At 71.8% G+C, this 15,148-nt stretch carries 13 protein-coding genes; 6 read left to right on the top strand and 7 right to left on the bottom strand.

Going from position 1 to position 15,148, the window contains the following annotated elements; translation table 11 throughout:
• Window positions 1-126 precede the first annotated feature (126 nt).
• Window positions 127-873 (top strand): ABC transporter ATP-binding protein, encoded by a 747-nt coding sequence (locus FHU30_RS13555; RefSeq protein WP_253875564.1) that lies wholly within the window; start codon window positions 127-129, stop codon window positions 871-873.
• A complete protein-coding gene (locus FHU30_RS13550; protein ID WP_253875561.1) occupies window positions 870-3,278 on the top strand; it encodes an ABC transporter permease in 2,409 nt (802 codons plus the stop codon). Before FHU30_RS13555 ends, FHU30_RS13550 begins: the two co-directional genes overlap by 4 nt.
• Before the next feature lie 46 nt (window positions 3,279-3,324).
• Here FHU30_RS13550 and FHU30_RS13545 read toward each other — a convergent pair whose 3' ends face one another.
• The 3 genes from FHU30_RS13545 to FHU30_RS13535 all read right to left on the bottom strand — a co-directional run bounded on the left by FHU30_RS13545 (window position 3,325) and on the right by FHU30_RS13535 (window position 6,556).
• Window positions 3,325-4,752, bottom strand: coding sequence for an MFS transporter (locus FHU30_RS13545; RefSeq protein ID WP_253875559.1), 1,428 nt, complete (start codon window positions 4,750-4,752; stop codon window positions 3,325-3,327).
• Window positions 4,749-5,594 (bottom strand): oxidoreductase, encoded by an 846-nt coding sequence (locus tag FHU30_RS13540; protein WP_253875557.1) that lies wholly within the window; start codon window positions 5,592-5,594, stop codon window positions 4,749-4,751. The genes FHU30_RS13545 and FHU30_RS13540 overlap by 4 nt, the downstream gene beginning before the upstream one ends.
• 92 nt (window positions 5,595-5,686) lie before the next feature.
• Window positions 5,687-6,556: a LysR family transcriptional regulator gene (locus FHU30_RS13535; RefSeq protein ID WP_301323161.1), complete on the bottom strand. Its 870-nt coding sequence runs from the start codon at window positions 6,554-6,556 to the stop codon at window positions 5,687-5,689.
• Between the two features lie 212 nt (window positions 6,557-6,768).
• Here FHU30_RS13535 and FHU30_RS13530 point away from each other — a divergent pair, with 212 nt between their 5' ends.
• Together FHU30_RS13530 and FHU30_RS13525 are read left to right on the top strand one after the other, a co-directional pair.
• Window positions 6,769-7,113: a hypothetical protein gene (locus tag FHU30_RS13530; RefSeq protein WP_253875552.1), complete on the top strand. Its 345-nt coding sequence runs from the start codon at window positions 6,769-6,771 to the stop codon at window positions 7,111-7,113.
• A gap of 304 nt (window positions 7,114-7,417) precedes the next feature.
• Window positions 7,418-7,714 (top strand): hypothetical protein, encoded by a 297-nt coding sequence (locus FHU30_RS13525; RefSeq protein ID WP_253875549.1) that lies wholly within the window; start codon window positions 7,418-7,420, stop codon window positions 7,712-7,714.
• Between the two features lie 27 nt (window positions 7,715-7,741).
• Here FHU30_RS13525 and FHU30_RS13520 read toward each other — a convergent pair whose 3' ends face one another.
• The 3 genes from FHU30_RS13520 to FHU30_RS13510 form a co-directional block, all read right to left on the bottom strand.
• On the bottom strand, window positions 7,742-9,454 hold the full coding sequence (locus FHU30_RS13520) for a SpoIIE family protein phosphatase (protein WP_253875547.1): 1,713 nt from the start codon (window positions 9,452-9,454) through the stop codon (window positions 7,742-7,744).
• Window positions 9,455-9,805: 351 nt separating this feature from the next.
• Window positions 9,806-10,195: an STAS domain-containing protein gene (locus tag FHU30_RS13515; RefSeq protein WP_253875545.1), complete on the bottom strand. Its 390-nt coding sequence runs from the start codon at window positions 10,193-10,195 to the stop codon at window positions 9,806-9,808.
• Window positions 10,196-10,683: 488 nt separating this feature from the next.
• Window positions 10,684-11,892, bottom strand: coding sequence for a N(5)-(carboxyethyl)ornithine synthase (locus tag FHU30_RS13510; RefSeq protein ID WP_253875543.1), 1,209 nt, complete (start codon window positions 11,890-11,892; stop codon window positions 10,684-10,686).
• A gap of 463 nt (window positions 11,893-12,355) precedes the next feature.
• Between FHU30_RS13510 and FHU30_RS13505 the strand changes: the two genes are divergently transcribed.
• Complete coding sequence (locus tag FHU30_RS13505; RefSeq protein WP_253875540.1) at window positions 12,356-12,667, top strand: STAS domain-containing protein; 312 nt, start codon at window positions 12,356-12,358, stop codon at window positions 12,665-12,667.
• A gap of 95 nt (window positions 12,668-12,762) precedes the next feature.
• Here the strand turns inward: FHU30_RS13505 and FHU30_RS47040 are convergent, their stop codons facing one another.
• Window positions 12,763-13,518, bottom strand: a complete 756-nt coding sequence (locus FHU30_RS47040) for an ATP-binding protein (RefSeq protein ID WP_253875538.1) — start codon at window positions 13,516-13,518, stop codon at window positions 12,763-12,765.
• 1,097 nt (window positions 13,519-14,615) lie between these two features.
• Between FHU30_RS47040 and FHU30_RS13495 the strand changes: the two genes are divergently transcribed.
• Window positions 14,616-14,819, top strand: a complete 204-nt coding sequence (locus FHU30_RS13495) for a cold-shock protein (RefSeq protein WP_253875536.1) — start codon at window positions 14,616-14,618, stop codon at window positions 14,817-14,819.
• Window positions 14,820-15,148 lie beyond the last annotated feature (329 nt).

Below are 15,148 nucleotides of genomic sequence, written 5' to 3'. Positions count from 1 at the left end.
AGCGGCGCCCGCTGCCCGCGTCGGCCCGGGGATGTACGCGGGTACACCGCCGGGCCGACGACCTGCGGAACGGTGACATCCGGCGGCCGACGCGGCGGACGGCGTCCGGTTCCTAGGTTCGTGGACATGACGAATCCACCGCTGATCGATCTTCGCGATGCGACGAAGAAGTACGACGACGGCCCGCCCGCGCTGGCCGGTGTGACCCTGTCCGTGGCGTCCGGTGAGTGCGTGGCGATCCTCGGCCATTCCGGCAGCGGGAAGTCCACCCTGCTGAACCTGATCGCGGGCCTGGACAAGCCGTCCAGCGGCAGCGTCACCGTCGCCGGCACCCGCGTCGACCGGCTCAGCGAGACCGGTTCGGCGAAGTACCGCCGGGCCTCGATCGGCATGATCTTCCAGTTCTTCAACCTGCTGGACGACCTGACCGTGCTGGACAACGTCATGGTTCCGGCGCAGCTGGCCGGGATGGGCAGGGCCGAGGCGAAGCGGCGGGCCGCCGAACTGCTCGGCTCGCTGGGCATCGACCGGCATGCCGGCGCCTACCCGCAGCGGCTGTCCGGCGGGCAGCGGCAGCGGGTGGCGGCCGCCAGGGCGCTGATGAACAAGCCCGCGCTGCTGCTGGCCGACGAGCCGACCGGCGCGCTGGACTCGAACTCGGCCGAGGGCGTGCGCCGGCTGCTGCTGGACCTCAACGGCGAGGGCCAGACCATCCTGCTGGTGACCCACGATGCGCAGCTGGCCGCGAGCACCGCGCACCGCACGATCGAGCTGGTGGACGGCGCGGTCGAGCGGGACGTCATCAACCACGGCCGCGGTGCCGGCCTGGCTGCCCGCACGCCGCTGCCCCGCCCGGCAGGAGCGGCCGAATGAGCGCCCTGGGCAAGGTCGTCCGCTCCGGTGTGGGCCGCCGCCGGGTCCAGCCCCTCGTCATGACCCTGACGACGTTCGCCGCGGTGACGTCCTCAGTACTCTCCCTCGGCCTGCTGGCCGTCGTGCAGGCCCCGTTCGAGCACGCTTTCAAGGACCGGAACGGCGCGCACCTGGCCGTTCAGTTCAACAGTTCGAAGGTCACGGCCGCGCAGGCCGCCGCCACCGCCCACGCGACCGGTGTCACCGAGGCGTCCGGGCCGTACCCGATCGCCGCCGCCCTGGAGACGACCGTCGGCACGGACTGCCCCAAGAAGGATCTCGCCGGACACGACAACGGTCCGATCACCGTCAGCACCCGGCCCGACCTGGGCAGCACCCATGGGATGGACCAGCTGGCGCTGACCAAGGGACGCTGGCCGACCGGCCCGGACGAGATCGCCCTGCCGTGGCAGCACTACGCCACCGGCTGCTTCGGCAGTTCGGTGGTGTTCTCCTCGCTGCCGGGCAAGCCGTCCTTCAAGGTCGTCGGGTTCGGCGGCTCGGTGACCAGCAGCGCGACCGCCTTCACCACCGCTGATGGGTTCGCGCGGCTCACCGCCGCCGGCGCCACGTCCGACCGGCAGATGCTCTACCGGCTCGCCAAGGCCCGGACCGCGGCCGACATCACCACCGGCAAGCAGGCCGTGGCCGCCGCCGCACCGGCCGGCGCCGTCCAGGGCGGGCAGTCGTACCTGACCGCGGAGCTGCAGGCGACCGGCAATGCCAAGGCCTACGTGCCGTTCCTGACCGCCTTCGGCATCCTGGGGCTGTTCCTGTCGGTGCTGATCATCTCGATCGTGGTCAGCGGGGCCGTGGCCTCCGGAATCCGGCGCATCGGGATTCTGAAGTCGCTGGGCTTCACCCCTGCGCAGGTGGCCCGCGCCTACACCGCGCAGGCCATGATCCCCGCGACGTTCGGCGCGGTCCTCGGCACGGTCTCCGGCAACCTCTTGGCCGTACCGATCCTGGACGGCGCCACCAAGCAGCTCGGCGCGTCCAGTACCGCCATTCCGCTGTGGGTCAATGCAGTCGTGCCGCTCGGCACCCTGCTGATCGTCGCCGTCACGGCTTTGATCCCCGCACTGCGGGCCGGCCGGATGCCGGCCGTGCGAGCCCTGCTGGTCGGCCGCGCCCCCAAGGCCGGAGGCGGGCAAGCAGCACAGCGCCTCGCCTCGCGACTGCCGCTGCCCCGGGCCGTGTCGCTGGGCCTGGCCCAGCCGTTCGCCCGACCGGCCCGGACCGTCGTGGTCGGCTTGGCGGTGCTGTTCGGCGTGGTGAGCGCCACGTTCGCGGTGGGACTGGAGAACGGGTTCACCAAGTACCTGAACGCCAGTACCTCGGGCTTCAGCGAGGGGTCGAGGATCGTGATCCCCACGGCCGACGTGGGCGTGCCGTGGGGCCGCTACAGCCCCAACGACCCGCGCCACAACCACCTGGACGCCGCCAACGTGGCCGGCGCGCTCGCCAGGACCCCGGGCACCAAGGCCGCGTTCGGCTGGGGCGACAGCGGCGCGACCATGGTCGGCGGCCCGCCCGGCGGCGAACCGACGACGGTGTACACGATCACCGGCGACTTCTCCTGGACGCACATGGAGCTGCTGTCCGGCCGCTGGTACTCGTCCCCGGGCGAGGCCGTGGTCGGCGACAAGCTGGCCTCGGCGGCAGGGATCCACGTCGGTGACGACATCACGGTGGTGCAGCTGGGCAAGCACCTGTCACTCCACGTCACCGGTATCAACTACGACACCAACATGGGCGACTACACCGTCCTGACGGACGCGGCCAGTTTCACCGCCAGCGGACTGACCCCGCGCATCGACCAGTTCAACGTCAAGCTCGCGTCGAACGTTAACGAATCGGACTGGTCCACCTCGGCCACCGCCGCGCTGAAGCCGCTGAACGCCTCGGTCGAGTCGAACTCGAACAGCGGCAAGACCATCGTGGTGCTCACCATGGGCGCCCTGGTGGCCGCGCTCACCCTGATGCTGGTCGCGGTCGCCGCGCTCGGGGTGCTGAACATGGTCGTCCAGGACACCCGGGAGCGCGTCCACGACCTGGGGATCTTCAAGGCCCTCGGGATGACGCCCAGGCAGACCATCGCGATGGTCCTGACCTCGGTGACCGTCACCGGCCTGATCGCCGGGCTGATCGGCGTCCCGCTCGGAGTCGCGGTAGAGAAGGCGACGCTGACCCCGATGGGCAACGCGATCGGCCGCCACCTCCCACCAAGCGTCTCCCACACCTACACCGCCGGCCTGATCATCCCCCTACTGGTCGGCGGAATCGTGATCGCCCTGCTAGGCGCCCTCCTCCCAGCCACCTGGGCAGCCAAATCCCGAACCGCCACCGCCCTACGAACCGAGTAGCGCCCGTCCCTGTCCCGCCAAAACCGCGCCGCGCCCGGCGGCTGGATCAGGTCACGGCCGCCGGACGGCTTTCCCGGAGCCCGGCGAAGGCGATCACCGCTCCAGCCAGCGGGATGAGGGTGATGGCGACGGCTCCGAGCCGTATCGCGTGTGTCGCCACATCAGGTGCGGCGCTCCCGGCGGTGGCGCCGCCCAGGGCAGCGGTGACCACTGCGGCGACCAGGGTCAGCCCGAGCCCGCCACCGACCTGGAGCGCGGTGTTGTTCAGCCCGGCCGCGGCGCCGTGGTCGGCCGGGTCGGTGCGGATCAGACCGCCGACGGTCGCGGCGGGGTAGGCGACGCCCATGCCGATCCCGAGGGAGAGGACGGTCGCCGTGACGATCAGGTAGACGGCCCGTCCCGGCGTGAGCGCCGCCAGCAGCGAGTCGCCTGCCGCGACCGCGACCAGCGCGCCGGTGTAGCAGATCCGCAGCCCGAACCGGTCGAGCGCGCGCGGCGCCACCCACCGTCCGACCGCCGCGGACGCGACCCCCGCCGGGAGCAGCGTGAGCGCGGTGGCCATCGGCGAGTGGTGCAGGACGTCCTGGAGGTAGAGGGTGGCCAGGAACGACACCCCGATCGGGGCCGCGAGGACGGTCAGCGCGGCGGTGTCCGCGGCGACCAGGCCGCGCGCCCGCAGGAGCCGGGGCGGTAGCAGGGGCGCGCCGCTGCGCCGCTCGATCATCGCGAAGGCCGCCAGGAAGAGCGCGGCCACCGGCAACGGGATCGTCCTTGCCGGCACACCGGCGGCCGGGTCGGCGAGTTCGGTGATGCCGTAGAGGAGCAGGATCGCGCCGGTCGTGGCGGTCAGCGCACCGGCGAGGTCGTAGCGTCCGCGCCGGGTAGCGGCCGAGCGCGGCGTCGAACGGACGGCCGCGACCAGCGTGGCGGCGACCAGCGGCACCTTGGCGAGGAAGATCCACCGCCAGGACGCCCCGCCGGTGATCAGCCCGCCGAGGACCAGACCGGCGCTGAAGCCGCTGGCGGCCGCGGCCGCGAAGGTAGCGAACGCCCGGTTGCGGGCCGGACCCTCGGGGAACGCGGCGGCCAGCATCGCGACGGCGGTCGGGACGGTCGCCGCCGCGCCGACGCCCTGGACCACGCGGGCGCCGAGCAGGACGGCGCCGTCGCCCGCCAGCCCGCAGGCCAGCGACGCGATCCCGAAGACGGCCAGGCCGACGAGGAAGACGGGGCGGGCGCCGAGGATGTCGCCGGTCCGACCGCCGAGCAGCAGGAACCCGCCGTAGGTCACCACATAGGCCGTCGCGACCCAGGGCAGGGCACTGGTCGACAAGCCCAGGCCAGTCTGGATGCTCGGCAGCGCGATCTGCGTGATCGACAGGTCGAGCGCGTCGAAGAAGATCGCCGCGCAGACCACCGGGAGCAGTGTCGCCGGGGCCCGAACGGCCGGCGGGTCCTGCAGGGAGCTGGTCATGACACGCTCGCGACCGGGAAGTCCGCTCCGCGCGCGAGGTCCTCCCACGCGTCGATCTCGGACAGTCGGGAGCGGTACTCCGCGCGGAACTCGTCCACCGCGTAGCCGCCGAGGGGAAGGCGCAGCGGCGGATCACCGGCATCGACGACGGTCAGGATCGCTTGGGCGGCCCGTTCCGGATCTCCCGGCTGGGCGAAGGTCTCCAGGAAGTCCCTCGTCCGCCCGACCGAGTCGGCGTATTCCGGGCGCGGCTGCGAGCGCACCATCGAGCGCGTGAAGAAGTCGGTCCGGAACGGGCCGGGCTCCACGATGGTCACCTTCACACCGAGGTGGGCGACCTCGGCGGCAAGGCTGGCGGAGAAGCCCTCGACCGCGTGCTTGGTCGCGACGTAGAGGCTGAACCCGACCCACGGCTGCGCGCCCGAGATGCTCGACATCTGGACGAGATGTCCCCTGCGCTGGGCCCGCAGGACCGGAAGCACCGCCCGGGTGACCGCCAGCATGCCGAAGAGGTTCACCTCGACCTGCCGCCGGACGTCCTCCTCGGTCAGCTCCTCCAGCGCCCCGAGCACCGCATATCCGGCGTTGTTCACCACGACGTCGATCCGTCCGAAGTCCGCGACCGCCGACTCCACCGCGCGCTGGACGGAAGCGGGCTCGGTCACGTCCACGGTGGCCGCGCTGATCCGCCTGGGGTGGGCCTGGACGAGACCGTCGAGATCGCCCAGAACACGGCCCGTGGCAACGACCCGGTCACCGCGTCCAGCCGCCGCGAGGGCAAGGGCTCTACCGAACCCGCTGGAGGCGCCCGTGATGAACCAGACCAACGAAGAAGACGACATGACAACCCTTCAGGTCAGCAGGGGCCGAATTGCCCCCAGGCCGACCGTAGGCAGGGCGTCCGCGCCGACGGAAACACCGATTACACGCCCATTCACACGCCCAGGTTGTCAATGCCGACGGACGCGAGGAAGGCTCGCAACTCGGGGCTCCAGTCGTCCTCCGGCGCCGTCATCAGCGACCAGGCGTGGACGGGCGCCGGCTCCACGAGCGGACGGAAGACCAGGTCCTCGGGCGGGTCGGCCCAGGCGACCGTCGGGGTCAGGCAGTCGGTGCGGCGCAGCACCTCGGCGGCAGCGGCCGAGCCGTGCGTGGCGGCGGGCCAGCGTCCCGGACGCGCGCCCGCCTGCGCGCAGAACAGCAGGACGAACTCGACCCACTCGACCGCGGCCGCATCGGACGGCAGCAGCAGATCGACACCGGTCAGCCGGGAGACCGGAACCGCGTCCAGCCCGGCGAGTTCGTGATGGCGTCCCATCCCGACCAGAACCGGCTCCCGGCACACCAGCTGCGCCTCCAGATCCGCCGGACAGTGCGTCGCCAGGCCCAGAAGCGCGTCCAGCCGGCCCTCACGCAAGGCATCAAGCCCACGGGGAACGCCGTCCTCGACGAGTTCCGTCGGCACATCCGGCTGATCGAGCCGCCACCGCCGCAGGATCCTCGCCGGCGTGAGCAGTCCGGTGGACGCCAGATCAAGGCGGAGCGGCCGGACCCCGACCCGCCGCGCCGCGCCGACCGCCTCCTCGGCAGCGGCGATTGCCCGCCGCGCCCAAGGCTGCATGGCCTCACCCGCAGCGGTGAGCCGCACCGACCGTGTGGTCCGCTCGAACAGCGTGACCCCCAGCTCCCGTTCGAGCTGCTGGATCACCCGGCTGAGCGCCTGCTGCGACACGAACAGCCGCCGAGCCGCAACCGAGAAGTTCAACTCCTCCGCAACCGCAACAAAAAACCGCAACTGCCGCATTTCCAACCCCACCCCCCGAACCTAACTCCCCCACCCCCCACCCGGCCGCCCCAACAGCCCAGCCCGCCCAGCGTCCTTCCCTCATGCCCCAAGGGGGCGGCGGGAGTTCCAGAAAGAAGGCCCCGCCACATCTGCCCAGGCCGGCTGAGGCCGCCAGGGCGGCGCGGATCTCGGTTGCGACGTGGCGGAGGGCTGAGGATGATCTCTCGCTGGTGCCGGCCAAGACCCGCGTCGCCGTCGAGAAGGCGCTCAAGACCTTCAAGCGCAGGCCGCAGGAGATGTCGCCGAAGGCGGCCAAGCCGGCCGAGCACGCGAGGAGGCTCAGCGCGGGGATGCGGCCCTACCCTCGCACTCTGGCAGAGGAGGGTTCGGGCCCAGGTCAGCAGGCGCAGCGAGTGGCCGAGCTGCCGCCATCGGCCAGCCCCCGCCTCGGCCAGATCCCACAGTTCCCCGGCGAGTTCCTCGGCATATCGAACCCGCTGACCCACCGGCAGCAGCCTGGCCGCCGCCGTCGTCGCGGGGTACGCCAGACGAGACACCCGCACGGCCCCGCCTGACCGCCCAGCCTGCTCGCCGTCCCCGCCCGACATCAACCGGACGAGCTCGGAACGAGCTGCCGCCACCGCATCCGCAAGGGCAAGGGTCTGGTCGCGCGCGACGTGGAAGTCGCCCACCGAGCGCCCGCGGGATTAAACGCCCCGTAAACGGCGGTGGGTGAACCCTGGATCGACCGCACACTCGGCGCGGCGGGCGGGGCCGGGTTCGGCGCGGGGAAGTGGAGCGTGGCGCCGCTGGGGCGGACGGAAGCCCGTAGGTTGGGGTGGTGGGTCGGTGCTTGCAGGCCCACGGGAGGTGGAGCTCGTGAGCGGAACCTTGCCCGAGGTTTGGATCTCGGCCGCTGATGGCGATCTGATCCGTGCCGATGCGATCGTGATCCTGCGCCTGGACAGGACCGGGCGATTGACCGTGCAGTTGCGCGATGAGGCGAAGGTCAGCGTGACCTTGCTGGAGGGCGCGTCGGGAGGCGGCCACCCGCCCGCCGACTTCCACCGCGCGCTGATCCGGATGATCGCCGAGGTGGCGGACTCCGGCAGCGCGCAGCTGATCAGCGCGCGGCAGCTGGACGGCGGGTGGCGCTGGGTCAGCGAGCCTCTGTAGGCGCGTCCGGTCCCGTGCGGCCGGCGGTCAGCCGGGAACGCGGAGGGCGAGGATGGCGACGTCGTCGTCGCCGTTGGGCTCCATGCGTTCGAGGAGCCGGTCGCACAGCTCGGGCAGGGGGAGCCGGGCGAGGTGGGCGCTGTGCCGGCGCAGGCCGGTGAGGCTGTCGGTGAGGTCGGTGCCGCGGGTTTCGATGAGGCCGTCGGTGTAGAGCAGAAGCGTCGACAGCGGCGGTAGGTCGCGGGTGCCGTCGGGTCGGCCGCCGGTGAGGTCGGGGTTGCCGAGGAGCATTCCGTGCTCGTCGAGGAAGGTCGTGTCGCCGTCCTGGCCGATCAGCAGTGGTGGCGGGTGGCCGGCGTTGCACCACTGCAGGCGCCACACGCCTTCGGTGGTCTTCGCGGTGCGGGCGAATACGGCGGTGGCGAGCTCGGCGTCGCTGACGGCGTCCATCACCGCGTCCAGGCGGGCCAGTACGGTGCTCGGGGACGCGTCCGGATGCCATGCCAGGGCCCGCAGCATGTTGCGGACCTGCGCCATGCGGGATGCGGCGTGCAGGTCGTGGCCGACGATGTCACCGATGACCAGCCCGGTGGCGCCGTCGGCGAGGGGGAAGGCGTCGTACCAGTCGCCGCCGACCCAGCCGACCCTGGCGGCGGGCAGGTAGCGGGCCTGGAGTTGCAGGTCGTCCGGTTGGGGGAGGGGGGTGAGCAGGCTGCGCTGCATCGCCTCGGCGGTGTTGCGCTGCGCGGCGAAGAGCCGGGCGTTGGCCAGGACGAGGCCGGTACGGCGCGCGATGTCCTCCACGACGAGGCGGTCGTCGGGGCCGTAGCCGTGCCCGGGACGGGAGTGGCCGAGCGTCAGCGCACCGTAGGTCTCGCCGCGGGCCGCCAGCGGGGTGATGATCGCGGTGCGGGCGTCCATGAACTGGAACAGCTCGTGCTGGGCCGCGGCGAGCGGTTCGTCGGGATACCGGCGGGCTGCGTCGCCGCCGACGATCAGGGTCGCGCCGCCGTGCAGGACCCGTGCGAGCGGACCGCGCGGGGTTCGCGGGAGCGGGGGGAGCGGCCCCTCCAGGGCGGCGATGTCGTTCGGGGACAGTTCGTGGTGGGTGGCGGCCGCCCGTTCGATGCGTCCGTCGGGGACGAGCAGGTCGACCTCGGCCCAGTCGCCGAGCGCGGGCACCACCAGCCGGACCAGCCGCCGCAGCACCTCGTCCTCGTCCAGCGTGGACGACAGCACCGTGGTGATCTCGGCGACCAGTTCCAGGCGGGAGTTGGCGCGCCGCACCTGCGCCATCTGGTCGTGGCGTTCCCGCTCGATCCGGTACCGGCCGGCCACGTCCTGCAGCACGATGACCGCTCCGGCCACCGTCCCGGTGCCGGGCTCCTCCGCGGCCGGATCATCGGCGTAGATCGGCGCGGACGACCAGGAAAGCATCACCTGCCGCCCGTCGCGGTGGGTGAACGGATCGCCGTCGGCGTGGTCGGGGACGCCGCTGCGGAGCGTCCGCAGCAGGCGGCAGTGCCGCTCCGCGGGGAGGCCGTCCTCGGCGGCGCGGTGCAGGAAGCCGTCCAGCGATCTTCCCAGCGCCTCGTCCCGGGTGTATCCCAGCAGTTGCCGGGCCCTGGGGTTCCAGGCCGTGATCCGGCCGGCCGCGTTGACGGCCACGACCCCGGAGTTCATCGCCTCGACCAGGCCCGCGTGGTCCTCGCCGGCCCGGCCGTCCCGGCTGCCGCTCATCTGATCCCCCGATCGGATACCAGGAATCTGCCCAGGCGGCGATTCCGAACACCTCTGCCGGGGGGACAGGAGGAACGCCCGGCCGCCGGATCGTTTCCCGGCGGGGTCGGCCCGGCGACGGCGGGCTCTCCTCCTGCGGGCTCAGGAGACGATCAGGGAGGCGGCGGCGATGACCGCGCGGACGGCGGCCGGCGCGAGGGCCGCACCCGCGCGGGGGCCTTTCACCAGCGGCCGGTATCCGTCCCCACCGTCATCCGCACGTTGGCCTCATCGTCATCCGCACGTCGGCCTCATCGTCATCCGCACGTCGGCCTCATCGTCATCCGTGCGTTGGCGGGGGAGTTCGCCGGGTCACGCCGCGGGTGCGGCCTCGGCGTGCGGGGCCGCCTGGACGGCGAGCACCCGGTCCAGGCCCGTGCGGTGAAGGATCCCGGTGGGCTGCCGGCCGGCGGCGCTCAGGCGGACGGTGATCCCGAGTGCCGCGGCGCGGTGCTGGATGCCGACCAGGACGGCGAGCCCCGCCTCGTCGCAGGCCGGCACCTCGCCCATGTCGAGGATCAACAGCGGGCCGCTGGACCGCAGCACGCCCAGCAGGTGCTCGCGCAGCGCCGGCGCCGCGGCGAAGTCCAGGGCGCCGTGCAGCGCGACGATGGTGTGGCCGGGGCGCCGGTGGGCGGGCATCCGCACCTCGGCCGGAGCCGAGCCCGGGCCGTCGGAGGCGGCGGTCAGGGACGTGGTCATCGGTGAGCTCCGATCACCGGGCGCCCTGCGGCGGCCCGGGAGGCAGGCGATGAGCGGCACAGCAGCGTGCGGCTCAGGGGCGGGCGGTGGAGCGTCGCAGGAGGCCGGGATCTCCTCCGGCAGGACATCGCCGCCCAGGGCCGCCGCCCTGGCCAGGCGGAGATCCTGGGCGTGCCGGGCGGGATGACCGGAAGCAGGATCGGCGCCGCGGCGCCGCGGGCGACCGCGGCCGCGCCGGCAACGTGCACGAGTCGAGAGCCGTGGCGGGCCATTTCGAGGGCCCCGATTCTCGGTCCGGCAAGGACCGGGTCGTGATCCCCGAGAACGGCGGCGGCATGGCGGCCTACGCACGAAGTGCCCTCGGTGCCACCAGCCTACGCCACGGTGCCCTGCCCTGACGGGACATCCGTCCGGCATCCGACGGCCCGCCCGCGTTCATCGGCGTCTCGTCCCCGCCGACCGGGCGGCCGGCCGATGCTGCGGTGATGTCAGTCCGGCCGTCCGCCGGCGTGCGGGTAGTCGGGGGAGCGGTGCTGGAACGCCAGGACGGCGGGGTTCTGGACGACGCCGTCGCGGATCTCGACGGCCCGCCGGATGGTCTTGTCGGCGTCCCAGGCGGCGGGGCCCGCGAGGACGGTGGCCAGGTGCGGGATCAGGGCCTGGCTGATCTCCCAGGTCGCGGAGTCCCACAGGTAGGACGGGCTGTGGTCGACGCCGTAGTGGTGGACGTTGTGGCCGACCGTGAACATGGGGTCGGTGAAGGTGGTCGGCCGGGCCCATTCGACGCCCATTCCCGCGTCGCAGGAGACATCGACGATGAGGGTGCCGGGCGAGAAGACCGGCAGGTCGTCGTTCGCCGCGAACATCAGCGGTGCGCCGGTGTCCTGCAGGACGCAGTTGACGACGATGTCGTGCCGGGCGAGGAAGGCGGCCATCGCGATCGGGCCGTCGTCGGTGAGGGCGCGGGTGCGGCCGGGTCGTTCCGGGTCGCGGTCGAAGTGGACGATCTGGGCCGAGTGGATGGGCGAGGCGACGGCGCTGACGCCTCGGGCGGTCAGGACGTGGACGTCGTGGACGCCGTGGGCGTTGAGGGCCGTGACCGCGCCGCGGGCGGTCGCCCCGAAGCTGATGACGGCGGCGCGTCGCCGCCTGCCGTAGGCGCCGGTGGATCCGGTGAGGGCGAGCGCGTGCAGGACGGAGCAGTAGCCGGCGAGCTCGTTGTTCTTGTGGAAGACGTGCAGGTTGAAGCCGCCGTCGGCGGTCCAGTGGTTCATCGCCTCGAACGCGATCAGCGTGAGGCGCCTGTCGATGGCGGCCTGGGTGAGTTCCCGGTCCTGGACGCAGTGCGGCCAGCCCCACAGGATCTGGCCGGGGCGCAGTTCCTTGAGGTCGTGGGCCTGCGGTTTGAGTAGCAGGACGACGTCGCAGTCGGCGATGAGCCGGTCGCGGGGGAGCAGTCCGGCGACCTGGGGCGCCAGTTCCTCGTCGGAGATGCCGAAGCCCTCGCCGTAGCCGAGTTCGAGGTAGATGCGGGAGCGCAGGGCGGGGTCGATCCGCTGGAGGTGCAGCGGATGGAGCGGCTGCCGGTGCTCGTTCTCCTTGGCCGTGCGGGCCAGGACGCCGAGGCTCAGACCGCGTTTGCGGATCACCGGTGCCGTGCCGGCGCCGGGATGGTTCGAGCCGTTCAAGGTCGGCAAGACGTCCCCTCTCGGGGGGTAAGCCGGTGGGGCGGGTCAGCCTCTGGGCTGGATGTCGCTGTTCCCCGGCTCTTCGGACCTTACTTCAGGAATCGCCGGCGGCTTCGCGCCCGCTTGCTCGGCACGTGTACGCCCGCCCACGCCGGAGCTTCGGGCAGCTGCGGCGCGATCCGGGCGACGTCCCGCGGCCGGGACCGCAACGGGCTGAACGAGTGAGTCGGCTGAGGCTCGGTGGCGCCCAATGACCGGCAGTTCGCCGGTGACGGGGCTATGCTGCACTGTGACAGCAGTTGGTCGCAGTAAGTGACGATCTGCTCATTTGGTGCATATCTGCACATCGATGTCTCCTGTGTCGTGGTCCGTTCACGGCGCATCTGGCTCGGTCCGGCCCGGGGCTTCTGGTGCGCCCGGGGGCCCCGGCGGATGTTCCGATCGGAACGCGGCACAGGGGATGAGATGACTCATGGACGGGCTGCGCCTGGCGGCGCGCAGGGCAGGCACGACGGTGACCATCACGGTCATCGGCGATCTCGATATGGCGACCAACCCCGAGCTGGTCGCCTTCCTGAACAGCACCCTTCAGGCCGGTGACCAGCATGTGTCCCTGGGCCTGGCCGGGGTGACCTTCATCGACGCCGGAGGGCTCGGCGTGCTGGTCGGCTTCCAGAACCTCGCCCGGAGGCAGGGCGCCGACCTTGACCTGGTCGGCTGCGCCGAGTGCGTCAAGCGCCTGCTGAGAGTCGCACGCCTGGATGCGTACTTCGTTCTGAACTGATCCGCTGCCGACGAGGGCGGGACCAGGCGGAGCGAGGGCGGGACCAGGCGGAGCGAGGGCGGAACGAGGGCGTCCACGGGGCAGACCGGCGACACTCAGCGGTCACCGGCAAGGGCGAGCAGCCGGTGTGGTCGCCCCTGAACCGCGGGAAACCGCTCCCGCCCGCCATCGGCCGTGCCGGCCTGCGGGCAGGGAATGGCGCGCTGCTGAGTGAACCACACGGTCTTGCCGGTCAGGGTGAGATACCATCCGCAGCCGTCCGACAACGCTCCCACCAGCGCCAGGCCCCGCCCGCCGTCGTCCCGCCCGCCGTCGTCCCGCCCGGTGGGAGGCTGCCGCGGGCGCAGGGTATTGGTATCGCTGACCCCGCACACCACCTCACCGGGCTCCAGCACCAGCCACAGAACGATCGGCCCGGCACCGCCGTGCCGGACGGCGTTGGTGGCCAGCTCGCTGGCCAGCACCAAGAAGGTGTCAAGGACCTGTGGCGGCACCCGGTCCGACAGCATCGCAGCGATCAACGCGCGGGCACAGGCGGGCATATCCTCCCGATGGGGCAGCTCCCACCGCCACCGATCCGGCTCCTCGGACCCCGCCTCCACCACCGCCGAGAACACGGCTCCGGCCGCGGCCACCGATTCAGCCGCCATGCCGCCGGGAGGTTCCGCCATCGCCGCGGCGGCGCCGTCCCGTGCCACCCGCTCCCACACGGCGGTGCGCACGTAGACCGGCACGCTCGCCCCAGCCAGCGCAGCGGCAGCGGTGAGAGCCACAGCCTGCTCAGTGGTCACCGCCAACCCCGCCAGCCCCATCGCCTGCAAGGCATCACGGGAATCTTCGAAGGACTGCACAGAGCCTCGCATGCCAGCGCTCGAACGACGGGCGGATGTCGCTGGCGGCAAGCAGCCGCCCGCTACAGCGCCCCATCCAAGCCCGGTCCGCCAGGAAGACGCAGGCCTGAGCAAGGCGCCGACTTGGACCCACCCTACGTCCGACACCCCAGCCCCCCAAGATGAACAGGAGGCTGGCTCGACACCCTCTCACCACATGACGACATCACCGCGCAAGCCCGATGTCGTTATCCCTCGCGGCCGCCCCCCATCATGCGGGCGTGGCCCCCGGAGGGGACGAAGTCCACGGAAACGCGGCAGACTGCCCGGATTGATGGATCGCAGTACGGGCGAAGTCCCACCGCATGCAGAGCCGGAGTACTCCCGGAGGCCCGGTGCGGGGGCGCGCTTTCGTGCTGGGCGAAGCCGCCAAAGCACGTGCAGTTGCGAGTGAAGGTGCCCGGAGGCCATGAGCGAAGCGGATCGCGCGGGACGGGCCGGCGATCCGCGGCAGGCGAAGGCAAGTTCGGTACGGATGGGTCGGCCCCATCCGAACGCCTGGCCAGGAGCTGTTCCGTCCGGCCGGGTACCGCAGTGCCACTGATAGGCGGTGATGTTCGGTCACGCTATTGCGATCCTCGAGTCTAGGTTCGTGCTGGGTGGAGGCGCGGACGCGACATGTCGGCTCATCGTCCTGGAAGACGCATCGGTGGGCCAAAGCAAGCAAACGGCCGACGTGCGCCGCCCCCGCCTCCGGTGAGGGATGGAAGCAACGGCCCGCGTTCTCGGGCTTGCGGTATCGGGACTTGGCCATAGGCATCAGCAGGCTCGCGCCGCCCTGGCCCAGATGGGGCAGCGCCGCCAATTCTGCAGATCCCACCCGACACCCGGGGCGGCGGACGCCCGGAGCCCTCGTTTTGGGGCCGACCTCTGCGGACTTTGTTGATCTGGTGTATGGTCAGTATCAATGGTTGTAGTCGAGTTTTGCGAACGTGAAAACGCCCGCGGAGTTCTTCCGTCGGGCGTTTTGTCTTTTGGGGGCGACTCCAGGCGGGCGTACGGCCAGCAGCCCGGACCGCGCAGTCGCGCGGCCCGTCGCCCGATGAGAGGACACCCACATGACTCAGGGAACCGTGAAGTGGTTCAACCCCGACAAGGGATTCGGGTTCATCGCCCCCAGTGACGGCAGCGCCGACATCTTCGTCCACCAGTCGGTGATCGACACCGACGGTTTCCGCACCCTGGAAGAGAACCAGAAGGTGGAGTTCACCTCCATCCGCGGCCCCAGGGGCATGCAGGCCGACCTGGTCCGCGCGCTTTAACAACGCGCACCAGCAGCAGACCACCGACGGGCAGGACCGCGCAAGCGGCCCTGCCCGCCGGCGCGAGACCCGCCAAGACGGCGACGATCTTGCTCCAGCGCGGACCAAGAAATGCGAAACGTCCTTCGAGCCAGCGGCCGCGCCTGATGGGTGCTTTCAGCTCAGCTTCTCCGTTGGACTGGTCTGTCCGGATCTCGTCGATCGCGCGGTCCAGGCCGGTGCACCCAAGCCGCGACCTCGAAGCTCAGGGCTGCCTACGAGCCGTACATCCAACGCGCCATGCGCCCCGCTAGCCGCCCCGGCACCCGCACAACCCCCGCCGTTCGCAG

Origin of the sequence: Actinomadura rupiterrae, assembly GCF_024172125.1 — a bacterium.
GTDB classification, from domain to species: Bacteria; Actinomycetota; Actinomycetes; order Streptosporangiales; family Streptosporangiaceae; genus Spirillospora; species Spirillospora rupiterrae.
Note: the sequence above shows the minus strand (reverse complement) of the source record. Positions and strands in the feature narration are given on the sequence as shown.